The organism is Phenylobacterium sp., assembly GCF_041691455.1.
In the GTDB taxonomy this organism is placed as follows: Bacteria; Pseudomonadota; Alphaproteobacteria; order Caulobacterales; family Caulobacteraceae; genus Phenylobacterium.
Genome location: NZ_JBEPUO010000001.1, coordinates 94,740 through 114,982, shown reverse-complemented (window position 1 = coordinate 114,982; position 20,243 = coordinate 94,740). Strand labels below are relative to the sequence as shown.

The 20,243-nt window shown below is 70.4% G+C and carries 19 protein-coding genes; 11 read left to right on the top strand and 8 right to left on the bottom strand.

What is annotated here, in order from left to right; all coding sequences use genetic code 11:
- Positions 1 to 29: 29 nt before the first annotated feature.
- Positions 30 to 3,179, bottom strand: coding sequence for an autotransporter domain-containing protein (locus tag ACESMY_RS00605; RefSeq protein WP_372781124.1), 3,150 nt, complete (start codon positions 3,177 to 3,179; stop codon positions 30 to 32).
- 342 nt (positions 3,180 to 3,521) lie between these two features.
- Between ACESMY_RS00605 and ACESMY_RS00600 the strand changes: the two genes are divergently transcribed.
- From ACESMY_RS00600 to ACESMY_RS00585, 4 genes are all read left to right on the top strand, one after another.
- Positions 3,522 to 4,184: an EF-hand domain-containing protein gene (locus ACESMY_RS00600; RefSeq protein WP_372781122.1), complete on the top strand. Its 663-nt coding sequence runs from the start codon at positions 3,522 to 3,524 to the stop codon at positions 4,182 to 4,184.
- A 154-nt stretch (positions 4,185 to 4,338) separates the two neighbouring features.
- Positions 4,339 to 4,869 carry a Spy/CpxP family protein refolding chaperone gene (locus ACESMY_RS00595; RefSeq protein WP_372781120.1) on the top strand — a complete coding sequence of 177 codons (531 nt, stop codon included), beginning with the start codon at positions 4,339 to 4,341 and terminating at the stop codon, positions 4,867 to 4,869.
- 82 nt (positions 4,870 to 4,951) lie between these two features.
- Complete coding sequence (locus ACESMY_RS00590) at positions 4,952 to 5,683, top strand: response regulator (protein WP_372781118.1); 732 nt, start codon at positions 4,952 to 4,954, stop codon at positions 5,681 to 5,683.
- Positions 5,680 to 7,185: a sensor histidine kinase gene (locus ACESMY_RS00585; protein WP_372781116.1), complete on the top strand. Its 1,506-nt coding sequence runs from the start codon at positions 5,680 to 5,682 to the stop codon at positions 7,183 to 7,185. Before ACESMY_RS00590 ends, ACESMY_RS00585 begins: the two co-directional genes overlap by 4 nt.
- On the opposite strand, the gene ACESMY_RS00580 is transcribed toward ACESMY_RS00585, so the two are convergent.
- Positions 7,182 to 7,913 carry a hypothetical protein gene (locus ACESMY_RS00580; RefSeq protein WP_372781114.1) on the bottom strand — a complete coding sequence of 244 codons (732 nt, stop codon included), beginning with the start codon at positions 7,911 to 7,913 and terminating at the stop codon, positions 7,182 to 7,184. The genes ACESMY_RS00585 and ACESMY_RS00580 overlap by 4 nt on opposite strands.
- Before the next feature lie 109 nt (positions 7,914 to 8,022).
- Here ACESMY_RS00580 and ACESMY_RS00575 point away from each other — a divergent pair, with 109 nt between their 5' ends.
- The gene (locus ACESMY_RS00575; RefSeq protein WP_372781112.1) at positions 8,023 to 10,395 is read left to right on the top strand and encodes a TonB-dependent receptor; all 2,373 of its coding nucleotides are present in this window, start codon (positions 8,023 to 8,025) and stop codon (positions 10,393 to 10,395) included.
- On the opposite strand, the gene ACESMY_RS00570 is transcribed toward ACESMY_RS00575, so the two are convergent.
- Both ACESMY_RS00570 and ACESMY_RS00565 read right to left on the bottom strand, forming a co-directional pair.
- On the bottom strand, positions 10,392 to 11,894 hold the full coding sequence (locus ACESMY_RS00570; RefSeq protein WP_372781110.1) for an ArnT family glycosyltransferase: 1,503 nt from the start codon (positions 11,892 to 11,894) through the stop codon (positions 10,392 to 10,394). The genes ACESMY_RS00575 and ACESMY_RS00570 overlap by 4 nt on opposite strands.
- Positions 11,891 to 12,994 carry a glycosyltransferase gene (locus ACESMY_RS00565; RefSeq protein WP_372781108.1) on the bottom strand — a complete coding sequence of 368 codons (1,104 nt, stop codon included), beginning with the start codon at positions 12,992 to 12,994 and terminating at the stop codon, positions 11,891 to 11,893. Before ACESMY_RS00565 ends, ACESMY_RS00570 begins: the two co-directional genes overlap by 4 nt.
- A 201-nt stretch (positions 12,995 to 13,195) precedes the next feature.
- On the opposite strand from ACESMY_RS00565, the gene ACESMY_RS00560 reads away from it, so the two are divergent.
- Both ACESMY_RS00560 and ACESMY_RS00555 read left to right on the top strand, forming a co-directional pair.
- Complete coding sequence (locus ACESMY_RS00560; RefSeq protein WP_372781106.1) at positions 13,196 to 13,723, top strand: RNA polymerase sigma factor; 528 nt, start codon at positions 13,196 to 13,198, stop codon at positions 13,721 to 13,723.
- A gap of 91 nt (positions 13,724 to 13,814) precedes the next feature.
- The gene (locus ACESMY_RS00555) at positions 13,815 to 14,831 is read left to right on the top strand and encodes a FecR domain-containing protein (RefSeq protein ID WP_372781104.1); all 1,017 of its coding nucleotides are present in this window, start codon (positions 13,815 to 13,817) and stop codon (positions 14,829 to 14,831) included.
- 3 nt (positions 14,832 to 14,834) lie between these two features.
- Here the strand turns inward: ACESMY_RS00555 and ACESMY_RS00550 are convergent, their stop codons facing one another.
- Genes ACESMY_RS00550 through ACESMY_RS00540 form a run of 3 tightly spaced genes read right to left on the bottom strand, consistent with a single transcriptional unit; the run spans position 14,835 to position 16,822 of the window.
- Positions 14,835 to 15,590, bottom strand: a complete 756-nt coding sequence (locus tag ACESMY_RS00550) for a hypothetical protein (RefSeq protein WP_372781102.1) — start codon at positions 15,588 to 15,590, stop codon at positions 14,835 to 14,837.
- Between the two features lie 15 nt (positions 15,591 to 15,605).
- Positions 15,606 to 16,421, bottom strand: a complete 816-nt coding sequence (locus tag ACESMY_RS00545; RefSeq protein ID WP_372781100.1) for a heme-dependent oxidative N-demethylase subunit alpha family protein — start codon at positions 16,419 to 16,421, stop codon at positions 15,606 to 15,608.
- Complete coding sequence (locus ACESMY_RS00540; protein WP_372781098.1) at positions 16,418 to 16,822, bottom strand: hypothetical protein; 405 nt, start codon at positions 16,820 to 16,822, stop codon at positions 16,418 to 16,420. Before ACESMY_RS00540 ends, ACESMY_RS00545 begins: the two co-directional genes overlap by 4 nt.
- Before the next feature lie 67 nt (positions 16,823 to 16,889).
- Between ACESMY_RS00540 and ACESMY_RS00535 the strand changes: the two genes are divergently transcribed.
- Genes ACESMY_RS00535 through ACESMY_RS00525 form a run of 3 tightly spaced genes read left to right on the top strand, consistent with a single transcriptional unit; the run spans position 16,890 to position 18,672 of the window.
- On the top strand, positions 16,890 to 17,561 hold the full coding sequence (locus tag ACESMY_RS00535) for an HAD-IA family hydrolase (RefSeq protein ID WP_372781096.1): 672 nt from the start codon (positions 16,890 to 16,892) through the stop codon (positions 17,559 to 17,561).
- A complete protein-coding gene (locus tag ACESMY_RS00530) occupies positions 17,558 to 17,869 on the top strand; it encodes a 4a-hydroxytetrahydrobiopterin dehydratase (RefSeq protein ID WP_372781094.1) in 312 nt (103 codons plus the stop codon). Before ACESMY_RS00535 ends, ACESMY_RS00530 begins: the two co-directional genes overlap by 4 nt.
- Positions 17,870 to 17,895: 26 nt before the next feature.
- Positions 17,896 to 18,672 (top strand): SDR family oxidoreductase, encoded by a 777-nt coding sequence (locus ACESMY_RS00525; RefSeq protein ID WP_372781092.1) that lies wholly within the window; start codon positions 17,896 to 17,898, stop codon positions 18,670 to 18,672.
- 14 nt (positions 18,673 to 18,686) lie between these two features.
- On the opposite strand, the gene ACESMY_RS00520 is transcribed toward ACESMY_RS00525, so the two are convergent.
- Positions 18,687 to 19,097, bottom strand: coding sequence for a hypothetical protein (locus tag ACESMY_RS00520; protein ID WP_372781090.1), 411 nt, complete (start codon positions 19,095 to 19,097; stop codon positions 18,687 to 18,689).
- Positions 19,098 to 19,193: 96 nt separating this feature from the next.
- Here ACESMY_RS00520 and pseB point away from each other — a divergent pair, with 96 nt between their 5' ends.
- Positions 19,194 to 20,243, top strand: a complete 1,050-nt coding sequence (gene pseB / locus ACESMY_RS00515; RefSeq protein ID WP_372781088.1) for a UDP-N-acetylglucosamine 4,6-dehydratase (inverting) — start codon at positions 19,194 to 19,196, stop codon at positions 20,241 to 20,243.

Genomic DNA, 20,243 nt, shown 5'->3' with positions numbered 1-20,243 from the left:
GCGACGGGTCCTGTCACGGCGCGCGTCTCCTAGAACTGCACGTGGCCGGCGAGTTTCAGGTCATAGATCGCCAGGCCATCGCGCGCCTCGGCCCCGGTCTCCACCGCGAAGCCGCCGGAGCCGTTCTCGCCCTTGAGCGAGAAGTGGGCCGCCACGCCCTGGCCCGAGAGATTGTCGGCGCGCAGGGTGAAGGCGTCGCCGCCGCCGACGAACCGGGCCGTGGTGTCGCCCAGGGTCTCGCTGATGACCCCCTTGTAGCCCACCAGCACCTCGGGGCCCCACGAGTTGTCCGGCCCGTAGGTCGCGCCCACGGCCACGCCGGCGAAGGCCGCCAGGCGCGAACTGGTCCGCGACTTGACGGAGAGGTCCATGCCATCGCCGCCGCCGCTCTCGGTGTAGGCGCCTTCGATCAGCGTCAGGTAGTCGAGCGTCGCCTGCGGGCGGATGTAGTAGCGGCCCATCCGCTTCTCGTAGCTGACCATGCCGCGGGCGTTGAAGCCGTAGGCCGACCAGCGGCCGTTGGCGGTGCGGTTGACCGCTAGGCCGTCGCCGCCCAGGACGGCGATCACCCGGTCGCTGGTCACGCGCATATAGTCGCCGCCGATCTTCGCATTGGCCGAGAAGCCGCCGCGGGTGGCCCGCCAGTAGACGCCGGCGTCCATCAGGGTGGCGTGCAGGTCTTCGGCGCTGTCGACATTGTCCGGATAGATCTGGTTCGAGCTCACCCCGAAGCTCGCGCCCAGGATGCCGAGCGAATTGCGGGGAAGCTCGTAGCCGCCCACCGCGCCGATGCTCCAGCCCTTGTAGCCCGGGTCGTCGTTGTGGCCGTCGGAGAAGACGCCGAGGTTGGTCTCCTGCAGCCAGAAGCCGCCGCCCTGCGGGTCCTGCCGGTCGTCGATCGGGCGGGAGAAGGCGCTGATGCTGGCCGCGGCGATGTTGAACAGCCCGCCCGAGTGGTTCGGCATCAGCTGGTTGTAGAGATTGATCAGCCCCGAGCGGGTGGTCTGGGCCAGCAGCGCGCCCTCGAGGCCGGCGTCGCGGCTGATGTTCTGGATCAGCGGCTCATAGGCGCCGGAGGTGGTGACGGGCAGGCCCAGTTCCGCGGCGGATTTGCGCGCCAGGGTGGCGGTGACCGTCCCGGCCACGGTGTCGGTCTTCAGGCTGGAATTATAGAGGTAGGGCACGCTGCCCAGGAGGCTCGAATCGATCGTGCCGGCGGTCAGGTGGTCGGCGCGGATCAGGGTGTAGGTCGCGCTGGTCTGCAGGATGTCGTTCAGCCGCAGGCCGATCTTGGCGCCGCTGACGATGGTCGCGTTTCCGGCGACGTCGAACCTGGTCGCGGTATTGGTCGCGGGGTCGGCGGTGAAGATCACGGTCGAGGCGGCGCCCAGCGACAGGCTGGTGAGCTGAAGCTGGCTCGGGCTCTTGATGTCGAGCGAGCCCGTGCCGACCGACAAGGCCACGGTGCCGCCCTGGGCCTTCAGCGCGCCGACGACGGTCGAGCCGCCGTCGATGGTCAGGGTGTTGGCGCCCGCGCCCAGGTCGAGATCGCCGGTGAGCTTGCCTGCGAGGATCTCCACCCGGTCGGCGCCGGAGCCCAACAGGACCGAGCCCACGATCGACGGTGGAGTCACCCCGGCGCTCGGGTCGGTCTGGACGACGTGCACGCCGCTGGTGTTGACGGACAGGTCCATGGCGATGGCGCTGCCGGAGACAGCGGCGGTGACGTCGGTGAGCGTGCGCCCAGCGAGGATCGTGCCGATGTTCTCGATCTCGCTCAGGGTGCCGGATTTGTCGCTGATGGCGATGGCGCTGGCCTTCTGGCCCGCCACGCTCGCGGTGATCTCGCCCGCGTTCGCCAGGGTGTGCAGGGTCGCGCCGGCCGCGATGTCGATGGCCCGGGCCGCGGCGCCGGCGGCGTCCGAACTCATGACCCCCCCGATATTGCCTTCGTTGCGCAGCAACGGCGCGCTGACGCCGGAATTGATCTGCAGGGCCGTGGCCCCGGCGGCGAAGGCCGTCGCGCCGACCGTGCCGCTGACGCGGATCCCGTCGCCGGTGGTGACCGCGCCGCCGCCGGCGACGCCGAGCTGGATCGCCTGGGCGGTGACGCCGTCATAGATCCCGTTGCCGAGGACGGTGCCCTTGATCTCGATGCCGAAGGCGTCGACGCCCGTGCCGACGTCGCCCACGTGGATGTCGCGCCCCATCGCGCCCACGATCAGCGCCGGCGCGGCGGCCGATGAGCTGATGCTGCCGGCGACCGTGGTGACGTTGCCCGCCGTGTCGGTGGTCGTGGTGGAGTCGACCAGGATCCCCTTGCCGACGCTGCCGGCCACGACGACCGTGGGGCCGCCCTGCAGGAGATCGTCGGCCTTCAAGGCCGCGAAGAAATTGGGGTCGGTGCTGCGGGTCGTGTAGCGGTAGCCGGTCGAACTTATCGCGCCGTTGATCAGCAGGGCGCCCGACACGTCGTTGCCGATCGAGGCGGCCTGAGTCTTTTCGCCGGAGACGGCGACCGAGCCGCCCAGGTTGACGTCGCCGGTAATCACCCCGGTAGTGCGCAGGCCGACGCTGCTGGTCCCCTGGACGGTCAGGGAGCCGAGGGTGCCGATCGAGCCGGTGACGTTCGTCTCGACCGAAATGCCGTACGAGCTGTCGCCCCTCACCGTGATCACGCCACCGGCGGCGTTGGTGATCGGGCCGGTGAAGTCGCCTGGGCCCACCACGCGCACGCCGATCCGGTTCACGCCCACGGCGAACGGACCGTGGACGATGCCGTTGGAATCGGTGGTGGTGGTCGAGGTGTCGTCGACCTGGATGGTGTTGTTGTTGATCAGCGAGCCGGTGTGGCCGCCCAGGATCAGCACGCCGGTCGTGTTGTCCTTGTCCTGGAACTGGATCAAACCGCCGTTGATGACGGCGTTGTTGCTGTTGATGGTCACGGCCACGCCCGAGGCGGGCTTTATCGTGCCGCCGGTGGCGATGGTGAGGTCGCCCGTCGTGGCGGTGGCGACCGGGGCGGTGGTGTCGGTGCTGATGGTCGTCTGGGCGAGCGACTGGCCGGCCCAGATCAGGGCCGTGACGCTGACCAGGGGCGGGCCGAATCGCAGAATCCGCGCCCAACGCCGCCGCTGGTCCGCGCTCTTCGCGGCGTTCGGCGAAAAATACCCAGTCATCTAACTGTATCCCCTACGACGGACCGATCGATTGAGCACGATTGTGTCCTACGAATGACTTCCGGCCCTCGATATGCCGCGACCGGCCGGTAAGATCGCCCCTATCGTTTCAACCCTGCATCGAAGACCGCAACAATCGGTTTTTCCACCGACTTTCCCAGAAATTGCATGGTCTTAGCCGCGCGGCGAGCCCCTCGGGGCGCAAACCGGCGCGCGCCCTTTGAAACCGCATGCGAGGCTTAGATGCAAATATCTTCAACTCCAACAGCTTACGGAGGGACAGAGGCGCAACGCCTGCTCAACATGCTCCTCCAGCGGCGCGGCGGCCAGCCTGGGCAAGACTTGCCGGGCGCCGATCAGACCGCGACGTCGGCGACGCCGCCGACGACGACCCAGCCCGCCGGCGGCCCGAACGCGGCCCAGTTCACGGCGGACACCCTGTCTTCCCTCCTCTCCGCGCAGGAAGCGCCGCCGACCAGCGCCGATGTGGCGGCGAAGGTCATCGGGACGGCGGATGCGAATGGCGACGGCGCGCTCAGCCTCGACGAAGTCGAAAAGGCGCTCGGCCAGGACACCACCACGGGCGCGGACGCGCTCAGCCAGGCGTTTGCGAAGGTCGACACCAACGGTGACGGCCAGGTCGACGCCAACGAACTCACCTCCGCCCTCGACGCCCAGAAGTCGGCGTCCGGCGCGCATCACGCCCACCATGCCCATCATGCGCACCAGTCCGCGCCGAGCAGTTCGGACCTGGCGAGCAACGTGCTGGGTGCGCTCGACACCGACGGCGACGGCGAACTCAGCGCCGGCGAGATCCAGACGGCCCTCGGCTCGAAGGCGAGCGACACCCTGACTTCGGCCATCGGCAATCTGGACACCGACGCCGACGGCAAGCTCAGCGCGAGCGAACTGAGCACGGCGATCGACGCGTTCCGTGCCGCGCACCACCGCGGGGCTCCGGCGACCTCCACCGCGGCGCAACCCGCCCAGGTCGTCGCGGCCTGACGCGGCCGGCCGGGGCCCTTCGCGGGGGTCCCGGCCGTCTTCGCCGCCTGCCGGTCTCTGTGTCGCGGGGATGTCGCGGGCGTCTTGCCGCCCGAAATTCCCCTGGACTGGTGGCGTGCGATCAAGCCGGCGACGAAAGATGGGGAAGCCTTTCATGCCACTGACCTGCCGCACCACAGTGCTCTGCGCCGCCCTCGCCCTGGGCGCCGCCACGTCGTCCGCCGCCATTCCGTCCGCGGCCTGGGCGCAGGCCGACCGCTCCGCGCCGCACCCGCCGCGGCCGGAGTTCCAGGCCATGCGCGAGGCGCACGAGCGCCAGCGCGCCCAGGACCTGCGGACCATCCTGCGCCTGCGCTCCGACCAGGAACCGGCGCTGACCGCCTTCCTGCAGTCGCACAAGCCGCCCATGCCGCCGGCCGAGCGCCGCGCACCGCCGGGCGCTGTCCTGACCACCCCGCAGCGGCTCGACGAGGATGCCCGGCGCGAGGCTGAGCACGCCCAGATGCGCCAAGGCCACACCGACGCCGTCCGCGCCTTCTACGCCGCGCTCAGCCCGGACCAGCGCCCGGTGTTCGACGCCCTGACGCGGGTGGAAGGCCGCGGGCGCGGGCATGGCGGCTGGGGCCACGGCCACGGTTTTGGAGGCCCCGAGGGCGGTCCTCCGGATGGTCCGCCGCGCGGCTAGCGAACCCCTCGCGGCCGCGCCATCCACAAGGATTGTGGCGTCGCCGTAGTCGCGGCGCCACAATGATGGGGAAGGAGAGGCCATGAACACGCAAGCCAGCGTCCTTCCCGCCCGTCACATCCTCGTCGTCGATGATGACTCCCAGCTGCGCGAGCAGGTGGTCGGCTACCTTCGCGAGCACGGCTACCAGCTCCACGCCGCCAGCGACGCGGCCAGCATGGAGCTGGCGCTTGCCGCCGCGCCGATCGACCTGATCGTGCTCGACGTCATGCTGCCGGGCGAGGACGGGCTCTCCATCTGCCGCCGCCTGACCGAGACCGGCGGTCCGGCGATCGTCATGGTCAGCGCCATGGGCGACGAGGTGGACCGCGTGCTGGGCCTTGAGCTGGGCGCCGACGACTACCTGCCCAAGCCCTGCAGCCCGCGCGAGCTGCTGGCCCGCGTCCGGGCGGTGTTCCGGCGGCTGGACGAGGTGCGCGGTGGGGCGCCGCGGCGCGGCAAGACCTATCACTTCCAGGGCTTCGTCGTGGACACCCTGCGCCGCCAGCTGCGCGCGCCGAACGGCACCACCATCCTGCTCACCGGGGGGGAGTTCTCGCTGCTCAGCGTGTTCCTGGAGAATCCGCAGCGGATCCTGTCGCGCGACCAGCTCCTGGAGCAGGCCCGCGGCTCGCAGACCGAGGTCTTCGACCGCGCGGTGGACGTGCAGATCAGCCGGCTGCGCCGCAAGCTGCACGCCTCCGTCGAGGGCGAGATCATCAAGACCTACCGGGGCGCGGGCTATCTGTTCGACGCCAAGGTGACACGGGCGTGACCAAGGCGGGGCCGGCGGGAGAACGCCGCCCCTGGCCACGGGCCCCGATCGGCCTGCAACTGATCGTTCTGCTGCTGGCGAGCCTGCTGGTCGCCCAGGCGATCAGCTTCGGCATCGTCTTCCTGATCCCGCCGCCGCGCCCACCGGTCTACCGCGTGGCCGATGTCGCGGCCGCGATCCGCGGCGGATTGCTGAAGACCCGGTTCGGCCGGCCGATGATCCGAACGACGGCCAAGAGCCTCCCGCCCGAGCTCGTCGCGCCGCATCGTGAGCACGAACGGACCCTGGCCTCGCTCGCCCGCGCGCTCGGCGCGCCCGAGACCCGCGTGCGGCTGGAAGAGCAGAACGCCTCCCCGATCTGGCGGCTGCGCCGGGTGCTGACCGGCGAGTCGCCGCCGCGGCGGCCCGATCGCGGCGGGCCGATGGGCGCTTCGCCGTTCGAAATGGACCGCGGGCCGCAAGCCGCGTCCTCCGATCCACCGGGCTTCGAGGCGCAGGGGTCTGGAGAGCCGCGCCCTGACCGGCCGCGCGGCGGCTGGCGGCGCTTCGGCGGCTCGGAGCTGCCGATCTTCGGCGATTTCACCGCGGCCCTGCAGCAGGACGACGGAAGCTGGACGGTGGTCCGCTCCAAGCCCGACGCCTTCCCGAACGAATGGCAGATGCAGGCCTCGGGCTGGCTGCTGGCGGGCTTCCTGCTGGTCGCCTCGGCCGGCTATCTGTTCTCCCGCCGCATCTCCGCCCCGCTCCGCCGCTTCGCCGAGGCCGCCGAGACCCTGGGGCGCGATCCGCACGCGCCGCAGATGACCCTCAAAGGGCCCGCCGAGGTGGGCGCCGCCGCCCACGCCTTCAACGAGATGCAGGCCAGGCTCAAGCGCTACATCATCGACCGCACGGCGATGGTCGGCGCGATCAGCCACGACCTGCGCACCCCGCTGGCCCGCATCCGCTTCAAGCTGGAGGCCGCGCCGCCGGCGCTGAAGGAGGCCGTGCTCTCGGACGTCGAGCAGATGGAGCAGATGATCGGCGGCGTGCTGGCCTTCATCCGAGACGAGGGCGCGCCGCGCCGCCGCGAGAAGCTGGACCTGCTGTCGCTGATCGAATGCGTCGCCGACGACGCGGCCATGGTCGGCGGGCAGGTGGAGATCGTGGATGGCCGCCCGGTGACGGTGGACGGCGATCCGGTGGCCCTGCAGCGGCTGTTCTCGAACCTGGTGGACAATGCGCTGAAGTATGGCGTCGAGGCGCGCATCGATGTGCGGCGCGAAGGCGACCAGGCTGTGGTGACCATCGCCGACAAGGGTCCCGGCCTCTCGCCGGAAGAGCTGGGGCGGGTCTTCCAGCCGTTCTATCGCACCGACGCCTCGCGCAACCTCGACAACGGCGGGGTGGGACTTGGCCTGCCGATCGCGCGATCCACCGCCCGCGCCCATGGCGGCGATATCGAATTGACGTCCAAGCCGGGCGGCGTGACGGCCATCGTCACCCTCCCCGTGGTCGGCTAGGCCGGGCGGCCGCTGACCGGGCGGTCCGGATAGGCGAGCTGCTCGCGAGCCATCCATTCCTCGGTCACATAGTTGACGATCAGCGACTTGCGGACGCCGGGGATCGGCCGGGGCTCGAAACCGTGCCAGGTGCGGTCGGAGGGCACGAAAGCCAACGCCCCGCCCGGCTCGAAGGGCGCGCGGTGCGACCAGGTCTCGGCGTTCAGATAGACGTCGGTGCCGAGGTCGGGTTCGCCCGCCGGGCTCAGGTAGTAGAGCAGGGTGAATTTCTTCACGCCCAGATCGGTGTGCGGCTGCAGCCAGAAGCCGTCGGTGTCCTGGGCGTATTCGATCCGTAGACAGCAGCCATCCAGCCGCGCGCCGGTGATCTCTTCGATCGCGGCCACGGTCTCCGGATGATGGAAGGCGTCGGCGAGGCTGCGGCAGACCGGGTGGGCGGCGATGGCGTCGTCGTCTACATAGCGGCGGGTGTTGTTGTGGATTTCGCGCGAGCCGGATAGGCCGCTCAGGGCCGGTGCGGGAAAGGGCAGGGCGTTCATGGCCGCGGCCATGTCGTCAGGCAGGACGTCACGCAGCAGCCAGTGCCTGTAGGGATCCTCGCAAGCCGCGGCGGTGCGGAGACTCTTGGCGAATTGAGCACGGCAGGCGTCCCGATCGCGGGTCGTCTCATCGGCCGGCGGCCCCCCGCTCGGCGCGGGATCGAGCAAGGCCAGTGGACTTCTACGCATTGATCTGGTCGCCTTGCCGGGGGTAGCTCACGCTCAAATGACGCCGCAGGCAGACAATCACCTCAGCAGGAGGGGCGCCAGACGTCGCGTCGTCGCGGCTTCCGTGGGCGTGCTGGCGCTGGCGTGCGCGGTTGCGGCGGCCGGCGCGGCGTCGGCGGCGGAGACGCGCGTCTTCCAGCTGCCGTCGGAACCTCTGCAGGCCGCCCTGGTCCGCTTCGCCCTGCAGGCGGGAGTCTCCGTAGGCGGAGTGCCGTCGCGCGGATGCAGCGGTATGTCGCACGCGGTGTCGGGGACCATGACGCCGGCCAGGGCCCTGGCCGCGCTGCTGCCGGCGGGCTGCCGCTTCGAACCGGTGGATGCGAAGAGCTTCCGGGTCGCCGGGCGGCCGGTGGCGGCCGCGGCGGTGGCGCCCCACCGGCTCGAAACGGAGGCCTATGCGGCGCCGCGCCTCGACGAGGTGGTGGTGACCGCCGAGAAGCGGCCGGAATTCCTGACCCGCAGCGCCTCGGCGGTCAGTGTCCTCTCGGCGGACGACGTCCTGGCGTTCGGCGGCAAGAGCTTCGACGAGGTGGCGGCCCAGGTCGTGGGCGTATCGGTCACCAACCTCGGCTCTGGGCGCAACAAGATCTTCGTGCGCGGGCTTTCGGACGGCTCCTTCACCGGCAAGACGCAGTCGACCGTCGGCCTCTATCTCGACGACGTCCCGATCACCTACAACGCCCCGGACCCCGACCTGCGCCTCGCCGACATCGACCGTGTCGAGGTGCTGCGCGGTCCGCAGGGCACGCTCTATGGCGCGGGCTCCATCGGCGGCATCGTGCGGATGGTCACCGCCAAGCCGGACGTCTCGGCCTATTCCGGCGAGGTCTCGGCCGAGGGCATGCTCACCCAGCACGGCGATCCCTCGTCGGGCGTCGAAGCGATGGCGAACCTGCCCCTGGCGAACGGGCGGGCCGCGCTCCGAGGGGTGGTCTACAGCGACGCCCGCGGCGGCTACATCGACAACCCGGTGCTGGGGCTTCGCGACGTGAACTACAGCCGCCGCTCCGGCGGGCGGCTGGCCGCGCTCGTCGATCTGCCGGACGGCTGGCGGCTGGAGGGCGGCCTCGCCCACCAGTCGATCGAGACCGCCGACAGCCAGTACACCCAGGGGTCCGACGGACCGCTCACCCGCGACTCCGCGGTGCGCGAGCCGCACGACAACGACTTCTCCGAGATCGGGGTCACCGCCTCGCACGCCGGCGCGGGCGCCGACCTGAAGATCTCGACCGCCTTCATCGACCACAACCTCGGAACCCGCTACGACGCCACCGGCGCCTTCCGCGCGGCCGGCGGCTCGCGGACCGGCGGCGCGTTCGACGAAGACAAGCGGATCAAGCTGTGGGCGGCAGAGGGCCTGCTGTCCTCGAACAGCCCAGGGCCCTTGCGCTGGCTGGCCGGGGCCTTCGCCGCCTATACCGACGAGATGGACGCCGCCCAGCTGGTCGGTGTGACGCCGCCCGAGCCGGCGCGGTCGATCTACCGCCGCCATGACCTGCTCTCGGAAGCCGCCGTCTATGGAGAGGTGGCCTATGACCTGACGCCTCGGCTGACCGCGACCGCAGGCGCGAGATGGTTCGCCACCCGCGTCGAAACCCACGCCGGCGCCTTCGAACTCGCGGCGTCGCCGCTGGCGCCGGTGCGCGGCCGCCTGACCGACGAGGGCCTGGCGCCCAAGCTGCGGCTGAGCTTCGACGCCACCCCCGACGTGGTGATCTACGTCCAGGTGCAGGAGGGCTACCGCGCCGGCGGCTTCAACATCCCGGCCGCGGCCGGCGGCGGCGCGATCGAGACAGTGGCCGCGCGGTTCCGGCCCGACCATCTCTGGAGCTACGAACTGGGCGCGGCCCTGCCGCTGTTCGATCATGCGCTGGTCCTGCGCGGCGCCCTGTTCCACGCCGACTGGCGCGATCTGCAGACTGACCAGCGGCTCGCCTCGGGCCTGCCGATGACGGTCAATATCGGCAATGGCTCGAACACCGGCCTCGAGGCCGAGCTGGTCTGGCGGCCGAACGCGCAGCTGCAGGTCCGCGCCAATCTGCTGGTCGAGGATCCCACGATCAACCGGGCCTTTGACGTCTTTCCGGCGCGCCGCGACATCGGCCTGCCGGGCGTGCCCTACAACATGGGCGCCGCCGACGTTCGCTATCGCTGGCGGATCGGCCGGTTCGACGCCGAGGCCTCCGCCCAGATCGCCTATGTCGGCCGCTCCTTCCTGACTTTCGACGGCGGGTCGGGGAACAGCATGGGGGGCTACGGCTCGGGGCGGGTCGCCATGGCGCTCGGCGCGGCCGCATGGCGGGCGACGGCCTATGTCGACAATGTCGCCGACGAGGCCGGCAACACCTTCGCCTACGGCAATCCCTTCAGCCGGGCGCGCGCCACCCAGGCCACGCCGCTTAGGCCGCGCACCTTCGGGCTGGGCCTCAGCCGAAAATTCTAGCGCCAGACGCCGGGGGAGATCTCGTCCGGACAGCCGATCAGCCAGACGTCGCGCCGCGGGCCCGAGACCAGATAGGCCGTGTAGCGCTGGTTGCGGCCCGGTCCGCCGGCGCGGGTCAGCTCGCCGGCGGGCGCGAAGCTCGTGAAGCACCGGCGCAGGCCGTCCGGCTTCATCCGGCGGGCGAGGTCGACGATCAGTCCGGGGCGGGTGAAGTCCGGCCGGTTGGCGTCGCCCAGCCAGTAGCGTTCGCGCTCGACCACATCGAGGAGCGGGGTCGCGATCTGGCGTTCGTCGTTGAGCTGGGCGTAGACGCCATAGCTCTCGGTCCCCACCCAGGCCGCTCCCGTCCGGGCGCGGAGCCGCTCGATCTCGCCGGCGAACTGCGGCCAGCCGCGCAGCGCCAACGTCGGGTCGAACCGTCCGAGCGGGGTCGGCGTGGGCAGGGCCATCAGGACGAAGGCGGCGGCGGCGAAGGCGAAGCCCAGCACCGGGGTCAGGCCCCGCAGGAACCGGCCGCCGCGCGTGGCGCCGGACCCCTCGGCCGCCACCGCCGCGCAGATCGCGAATGCGCCGAACAGCGGCACGGGCCAATGGCCCTGCACGCGGTCATGCAGGCTGTGGATCAGGAGGTAGACCGCGAAGGGCGCGGCGGTGGCGAGCGGCAGCATCAGCTGGACCGCGCCGGGCTCGCGGCGTTCGCGCCACCCCTGGCCTACGCCCCGGGCCGCGTAGAGAGCCATCAGCGGCGTGAACAGCAGGGTCTGCGCGCCCAGCAGCTCGGCCAGGTGCAGCGGCGAGAGGCCATGGGGCGCTACCCGGCCGAACTGCTTGGCGAAGGTCAGCCAGTGATGCTGGGCGTTCCAGGTCACGTTCACCGCGAAGACCAGGCCCGCGATGACGGCGGCGGCCCAGGGGCCGGGCTTGCGCAGCTCCGCCGGGCCGCCGGGCGTGAGCAGCAGCCAGAGCAGCACGCCCGGGGCGAGGAAGAGGCCGGAATATTTCGAGAGCACGGCCAGGCCCGCGCCGATGCCCGCCGCGAGCCACCAGGCCGCGCGCCGCTCCGCCCAGAACCGGGCCAGGGCCCAGAGGGTGGCCGTCCAGAAGAGGCTCGCCGGCGCGTCGGGGATGGCCAGCATGCCGCCCAGGCCCACGGTCAGGGTCGCGTTGTACCAGAGCGCGGCGCGGAAGGCGGTCTTCGGCTCCGCGCCCAGCCGCCGGGCGAGGTCGCCGATCAGCCAGGTCGAGAGCCCGCTCCCCAACGCCGGCAGGAGACGCACGCCGAGCGGCGTGTCGCCCGCGATCCATTCGCCGGCCCGGATCCACCAGGCGATCATCGGCGGGTGGTCCAGGTAGCCCAGCTGCAGATGCTGCGCCCAGAGGCGGTAGTAGGCCTCGTCCTCGGTCAGGTGGATGGTCCCGGCGGCGATCAGGCGAAGCGCGGTCAGGCCCAAAGCCAGCAGCAGGACGCCGCGGCCGGTTTTCAGCGTGTCCGCCGTCACCAGACCGCCCGGGAGGTGGTGACATAGTTCCAGACCGCCGCCACGACCGCGCCCGCGACGCCCGCCACCCACCAGGAGGGGCCGCGCTCATAGACCATGGTGCCGACCGCGACATTGGCCGCCAGCGGTATGCTGCAGAGCAGGACGAACTTGAGGTATCCGCTGATCAGCGCCAGGCCGCGCTTGCGCCGGTCGCGGTAGGTGACGGCGTTGTTGATCAGGTAGTTGGAGGTCATGGCGCCGAGCGCGGCGACGAGCTGGGCCTCCGCGAAGCCAAGATGCAGCAGCGACCGCAGGATCGCCAGATGGACGCCGACGCCGCTCGCGCCGACCATTGCGAACATGATGAAGCGCGGGGAAATCAGGTCGCGGGTGAACTTCGCGGCCAGCAGGCCGAGGTACTGGATGACCACCCCATTATCGAGCTTCGAGTCGCCGGCGTGGCGGGCGCGGAACTCGTAGGGCAGCTCGAGATAGCGCGGCGGGGTCTTCTGGGAGGCTAGGATGTCGAACAGCACCTTGAAGCCCGAGGTGGCGAGCGCGGGCGCCACCGCCTCGACCATCTCCCGGCGGATCATGAAGAAGCCGCTCATCGGGTCCGTCACCTCGGCGCGCAACACCAGGCGGCCCAGCCAGTTGGCCAGCCGGCTGCCGGCCTCGCGCCGGGCGCCGAGCGCCGAGGCGCCGGAGCCGGCGTCGGCCAGGTAGCGGCTGCCCACCACCACGTCGGCGCGATCCTCCTGCAGGGCGCGCAGCATCTGCGGCAACAGGGTCTCGTCATGCTGCAGATCGCCATCGATCACCGCGACGAAGGGCGCGGCGCTGGCCATGGCGCCCTCGATCACGGCGCCCGCCAGTCCGCGCCGGCCGATGCGGTGAAGGCAGCTGACCCGCGGATCGACCGCGGCGATGGCCTTGACGGCCGCCGCGGTGCCGTCCGGGCTGTCGTCGTCGACGAAGATCGCCTGCCAGGCCACGCCCTCGAGCGCCGCCTCCAGCTTGGCCAGCAGGGGCGCAACGTTCGGGGCCTCCTTGAACGTCGGGACGATGACGCCCAGTTCGAGCGGGCGCGGCTCGCGCACGGCGGGTTTTTGACGCAAAGGGCCCCCTGTCGGCGCGCGCATCCGCCCTCATACCCGCCACGCCCGGGAGTGGGAACCTTCCGATGGCGAGCCGGACCGCCCGGGCGTCGCGCGCGTGGCCCATTGGCGCCGGCCTCGCGCGGCGCCAATGGTGTCGCTTGCGCCGATCCCCTTGGGGCGGAGGGCGCCGGTGTCGGGCTGCGGGGTGGCGTGGAGCGCGTGGGATTGCAGGAGCGCGGCGGCACAGCCCTGATCCGGCTCTATCTGGAGCGCCGGTCAGACCTCGTCCGGTTCTTCACCATGCGCCTGCGCTCCGTCGCGGCCGCCGAGGACCTGGTGCAGGACATCTATGTCCGCCTCTCGGGCCTCGACCAGCCGACCGAAATCCAGAACCCCATGGCCTACCTCTATCGGCTGGGCTCCAACCTGATGCTCGATCGCCTGCGCGGGGAGCGGCGCACAGCGCACCGCGACGGCGCCTGGCTCGACAGCCAGACGACCCGGATCGGGACGGAGGAGATTTCCGCCGAGCCCAGCGCCGAGGCCGCGGTGGCCGCGCGCCAGCGCCTGGCCCTGCTCACCGCGGCGATCGCGGAGCTCAATCCGCAGACCCAGAGGGTTTTCCGGATGCACAAGTTCGAGGGTCTGAGCCATCCGGAAGTGGCCGCCGCGCTCGGCATTTCGCGCAGCGCCGTCGAAAAACACATGATGGCCGCGCTGAAACACCTTCTGGGACGGCTTCCGTGATCCGCGGAACACGTTATTTGGAGGAGCACGGCGGGCCGTGGCGTCATCTCATCGAAAGCGGATGGTTCGCCGATCCGCGGGCGCGAGGTTGATGAGCAGGACCGAGGAAATCCCAGGCCCGGGCGGGGTCGCAGCCGCGGTGGCCGAGGAGGCCGCCGGCTGGTTCGCGCGCCTGCAGGGCGAGGCGGCCACCGGCGACGACTGGCTGGCGTTCGAGCGCTGGCTGCAGAGGTCGCCGACGCACGCGCGCGCCTATGAGGGTCTAGAGCGCCTGTGGGTCGATCTCGACTATGCGCCGGTCGCCCGCGACCTTGGCGGACGTCCCTTGATGGCGGCTCGCCGCCGCCGTGCGTCTCGCGGTTCGGCAGCCAGTCCCGGCCGCCGCGCCTGGATCGGCGCGGGCGCCGCGATCGCAGCCGGTCTCGCCGTCGCTGTCGGGCTGGGACTTTGGTCGGCGCCCGGCGTGGCGATCCAGACCTATCAGACGGGCCCCGGCCAGACGCGGCAGATCGCGCTCGCCGACGGCACCCATATCCAGCTGAACGCCGCCTCGAAGATCACCGTCAGCCTCGGCCGCGACGCGCGACGCGTGGAGATGGCTGACGCCGAAGCGGTGTTCGACGTGGCCCACGACACCGCCCGGCCGTTCCTGATCGCCGTCGGCGACCGCCAGGTCCGGGTGGTCGGCACCGAATTCAATCTGCGTCATCGGGCCGACAAGGTCGCGCTCACCGTCCGCCGCGGCGTGGTCGAGGTGCGCCCGGCCGACGCCCTGCAGGCCGACCCGACCCGGGTGACCATCGGTCAGATGCTGACCTACACCGAGGGCGAGGCCGGCTCGATCCTCAAGGTCTCCGATCCCGGGGCGGCCTTCGCCTGGACCAGCGGCCAGCAGATCTACCGCGACCAGCCGCTCTCCGAGGTCGCCGCCGACCTCTCCCGCCGGTTCGCGACGCCGGTGCGGACGGCGGACGCGCACACGGCCTCGCTGCGCTTCTCAGGCGTGCTGGTGACCGACAGCGAGCCTGAGGTTCTGCGGCGTCTGCAGGCCTTCGTGCCGGTGCGCGTCGAACAGACCGCCGGCGCGGTGGTCCTCCACAGCCGCTAGGCGTCAGCCCGGCCGCAACGCCTGGATGAGGCCGCCCGAATAGGCCATCGCCCCGACATGCGTCAGACGGGCCTCCGTGTCGGCCCAGATCTCGCCCCCGAGGTCGCGCCAGCGGCGGCAGAAGGCGTAGTCCTCGGAGAGGTATTGGCCGGTCTCCGGCTCAATCATGGTCTCGAACACCATGACCGCTTCCTCGCCGAGCGTGTCGGCCATGTCGCCCATGCGGGCGCGGAGCTCCGGATGGGCGTCGACGAGGCTCTGCATGGCCTCGCGCTGGATCAGCAGGAAGCCGGTGCCGCCATAGGCGACCTTGGCCATGCCGTTCTCGACCTGCACTGAATGATCCGGCGTCGGGATGAAGCGGATGACGTAGCCGACCGAGGCGGCCATCAGGTCGGGCGCATCGGCCTTGGCCGCGGCGCGGACCTTGGTCCAGTCGATCAGCTTCAGCGGGTAGACGCCGGCGATCATCGGCTTGTCCGCCTCGAGCAGCCGGAACAGGTTCTCAGGCGCAAACCCGATGTCGGCGTCGCAGAACAGGATGTGGGTCGCCTGAGGGTGGGCCAGGAAACTGGCGGCGAGCCGGCTGCGCGCGCGGGTGATCAGGGCGTCGCCGCCCATCAGCTCGACATGCAGGCCGATCCCACGCTCGCGGCAGGCCTCCTGCAGGGCCAGGACCGAACGCATGAACGCCAGGGTGAGCATCCCGCCGTAGCAGGGCGTGGCCAGATAGACGAAGGGGGCGGCGGACGGCGGCATGGTGTCCCCTGAAGCCTAGCGGGATTGCGAACCGCGGAGGAAGGCCTCCACCAGATCGTCATAGAGATCGAATCGCTTGTAGGCGCGCAGTTCGGGCGTGGCCGCACCCCAGGCGCGGGCGAAGGCGGCCAGGCGGTCGGGATCGTCCCTGAGGCTGTCCAGCGGCGCCAGCCAGACGCGGATCGTGAACAGCGCGCCGCCGGTCCTGGGCAGGCGGCGCAGCGTCTGGCGTTCGACCCGCAGATTGAGCACATCGCCGGCCTGCGCCGGATCGATCTCGCCGATCCGCGACCGGATGGGCCCCGACGTGGGCGTGTGCAGGGCCGCGGAGTTGAGCAGCGTCCAGTTGCGCCGCTCCAGCACCAGTTCCGGGCGCAGGCCTTCGAAGATCCGCTGCACCCGCGCCAGGAACCGCTCGGCAAAGCCGGTCACCGGGCCGTGCAGTTCGGCGAGGCTGCGGCCGATCACCTGCTCGGCGGTGAAGAAGCTGCCGGCCGAAAGCGAGAGCGCCGTCAATCGCCACTGGCCGTCGCGTTTTTCCATCAGGCAGAGGTCGTCCGGAACCCGACGCGCCGCGGCGTAGAGCGGCGGCAGGTCCGGCGGGCGGGGTGCCGGACCGAGGGCGGCTTCGACCATCTCCCAGACCTCGGCCTGAGCCGGCCGCGAGTCTTCGGTCTCGGCCCAGACCAGGCCGCGATAGGCCGCGATGAGGGTGTCCTTGCGCGCCGCCGGGTCGGCCTCGCCGCCCTCCAGCCAGTCGCCGGGCGCGATGGGCTTCAGGCCGATCTGGAAGTCGGCGGCCTCTTCCCAGGGCCGGTGGCGCAGGGTCATGAATGGTTTTGGGGATGGTTTTGGGGATGGCTTTGGGGGCGGGGGCGCGAGCGGGCGAAGACCAGCACCGGCGCATAGAGGATGAAGGCGACGACGATCCCGACGCAGTCGGCCGCCACGTCGTGCCAGTCGGCGTCCCGGCCGAAGGCCATGGCCCATTGGGCCAGCTCGACGAAGACGCCGACCGCAAAGGCGAAGGCCGCGATGGCGCGCGGCCGCCAGGGCGAGAGCGCCAGCCCCGTCAGGGTCAGGACCAGCCAGGCGGCGGCGTGCTCCTCCTTGTCCCACAGGTTGACCTTCGGCAGGTCCTTGCTGGGCGCGAGGCAGAGGTAGAGCAGGATGGCCGTGGCCAGGGCGTAGAGGGCGAGCCGGAGCGGCCGCGGCAGGCGATAGGGAAGCATGCGCCTTACTTGCACGTCCGCGCCCACGTCTCTAGCGTCCGCCGCCTGTCGAAATGCGGAGCGTGGAATGGCGGCCAAGCCTGAAATCGAGGCGGTGATCTGGGATTTCGGCGGGGTGTTCACCTCCTCGCCGTTCGAGGCCTTCAACCGCCTGGAAGCCGAGAAGGGCCTGCCGAAGGACCTGGTCCGCAAGGTCAATTCGACCAACCCCGACACCAACGCCTGGGCGCTGTTCGAGCGCAACGAGATCGACGCGGCGGGCTTCGACCGCCTCTTCCTGGAAGAGTCCGCCGCGCTCGGACATCCGCTCCGTGGCGCCGACGTCCTGCCGAAGCTGTCGGGGGAGCTGCGGCCGCGGATGGTGGCGGCGCTGAAGGCCTGCAAGCAGCACTTCAAGGTGGGCTGCATCACCAACAACGTGGTTTCGATGCACAGCCCCGGCCAGGACGAGGGCCAGCGCACGGCCGGCGCCATGGCCCAGGTGATGCCGCTGTTCGACGCGATCATCGAAAGCTCCAAGGCGGGCGTCCGCAAGCCCGATCCGCGGATCTATCTGATGATGTGCGAGCTCCTGGCCGTGAAGCCGGGGGCCTGCGTCTACCTCGACGACCTCGGCATCAACTGCAAACCCGCCGCGGCGCTCGGGATGAAGGCCATCAAGGTGGTGGATGTCGACCAGACGCTCGGGGAACTCGCCGCGGCGACGGGCCTGACCTTCGACGCGGAGCAAGCCGCATGAGCCGGCCCGCGAAGATCGGAGCCGCCGAGGCGGTCAAGCGCCGGCCGCTGTGGAAGCTCGCCGAGGGTGAACGCGACGCGATCCAGCGCACCTTCCGCTTCTCCGACTTCACCGCGGCCTTCGGCTTCATGACCCGGACCGCGCTGATGGCTGAGAAGCTCGACCACCATCCGGAGTGGTTCAACGTCTACAACCGCGTGGACGTGACCCTGACGACGCATGACGCAAACGGGGTGACCGAACTCGACGTCACGCTCGCCGGCCTGATGGACATGGCGGCCAAGAGCGTCGGGATGAAAGAAGACTAGCCGCTGCGGCGGCGCTGGAGGACGACATGACAGGACGGGTGGCCGGCAAGAAGGCCTTTATCACCGGCGGGGCGCAGGGACTGGGCGCGGCCATGGCCCGCAAGCTGGCCGCCGAGGGCGCCAAGGTCTCGCTGGCCGATATCAACTTCGAAGGCGCCAAGACGGTGGCCGCCGAGCTGAACGCCGCGCACGGCGCGGGCACGGCCTTCGCTTTCCCGCTGGACGTCACCAAGGAAGAGCAGTGGGTCTTCGCGCTCGAGGAGGCCGACGAGGCCATGGGCGGCATTTCGGTGCTGGTGAACAACGCCGGCATCAGCCTGGGCGGCGACATCGAGAGCCTGGCGTTCGAGGACTGGAAGACGGTGATGAGCGTCAACGTCGACTCGGTGTTCCTGGGGACCAAGCACGCGCTGAAATACATGCGCGCCCATCAGCCGGGCTCGATCGTCAATATCTCCTCGATCGCGGGCCTGATCGCGGCCCACAATTCGCCATCCTACAACGCGTCGAAGGCCGCGGTCTGGCTGCTGTCCAAGGGGATCGCGCTGCACTGCGCCAAGCAGGGGCTGGATATCCGGTCCAACTCGATCCACCCGACCTTCATCGACACCCCGATCCTCGATCCGCTGCGCCAGAGGTTCGGCAAGGAGGAGGCGGAGGCCAAGCTCGGCCGCCAGGTGCCGCTGGGCCACATCGGCGAGCCCGACGACATCGCCAACGCCTGCCTCTACCTGGCCTCCGACGAGAGCAAGTTCATGACCGGGGCGGAAATGAAGCTCGACGGCGGCATCAGCGCGATGTGACGTCGGCCGCGGCGCTAGTTCGCGACGATCGCGCCGATCAACAGGCGAGCGCCGGGCCGCCCCAGGACCAGGTCGGTCTGGCGCTGTAGGGCGGTGGCGATGAAATCGGCGTTCGGTTCCGCGCCCGGGGGTAGTCCCGCGGCGTAGATCAGCACCACCTGGACATAGGCCGCCCGCAGCCTGGGGAGCGAGGCCACCGCGCGTTCGTGGAGCTTCTGGTCGAAAACGCTGAGGCCGCAATCCACGGTCATGACCCCGCGTCGTCCGCCCGCCTTGTTGGTGGCGCCGGTGAGGGTGTCGATGGCGATGTAGTCGGGGCCGCCGGTCTTCTTCTTCTTTTCCTCGGCCCAGGCCCGGCCTGAGGGCGCGATCAGCGATGTCGCTGCGGCCAGGACGAGCGAGGCTGCGAAGTCGCGGCGTCTCATGGCGCGACTATCTCTCACTTATGGTTAGCGGTCTCTTTACGCGGCGGCGCCACAAGTGCCTGAGCGATCAGATTCGCCGCCTTCCCGGAGCGCGCCTTGGGCCGATTTTCGCCGACTACCCTCGACCTTGACGGCAAGGTCATCCTCATCACCGGCGGCACCGGCTCCTTCGGGCGGCGGTTTGTGGAGACGGTGCTGACGAGCGCCAAGCCCCGGAAACTTATCATCTATTCCCGAGACGAGCTGAAACAGAGCGAGATGGTGGCCGATCTGGGCGAACGCTTCAGCCCGGAGGAGATGGCGCGCCTGCGCTTCTTCCTGGGCGACGTGCGCGACCGCGAGCGGCTGATCCTGGCGACCCGCGGCGTCGATATCATCATCCATGCCGCGGCGCTGAAGCAGGTGCCGGCCGCCGAGTACAACCCCTCCGAATGCATCCACACCAACGTGCTGGGCGCGGAGAACGTGGTCTGGGCCTGCCTGACCAACCGGGTGAAGACGGTGGTGGCGCTCTCCACCGACAAGGCCTGCAATCCGATCAACCTCTATGGCGCGACCAAGCTCGCCTCCGACAAGACCTTCGTGGCGGCCAACAACCTCTCCGGCGACATCGGCACGCGGTTTTCGGTGGTGCGCTACGGCAATGTGGTGGGCTCGCGCGGGTCTGTCGCCCCGCTCTTCCAGCGTCTGATCGCCAAGGGCGCGACCGAACTGCCGATCACCGACCCGCGGATGACCCGCTTCTGGATCACGCTCAACGAGGGCGTCGAGTTCGTGCTCTCCTCGCTGGGCATGATGCAGGGCGGCGAGATCTTTGTGCCCAAGATCCCGTCGATGAAGATGACCGAACTCGCCGCCGCCATGGCGCCCGGATTGCCGATCAAGGTGGTCGGCATCCGTCCCGGCGAAAAGCTGCACGAGATGATGATCTCAGCCGACGACGCCCGGTCCACCCTCGATCTCGGCGACCGCTACGCCATCGAGCCGGCCTTCGTGGAATATACGCGCAAGGGCCTAAAGGGCGCCGCCCTGGCCGAGGGCTTCAGCTATGCCAGCGACACCAACAAGGATTGGCTGACCGGCGACGGCCTGCTGGCGCTGCTCGAGGACGCCACGCCCCGGCGCCGGCGGCGCGCGCAGGACTAG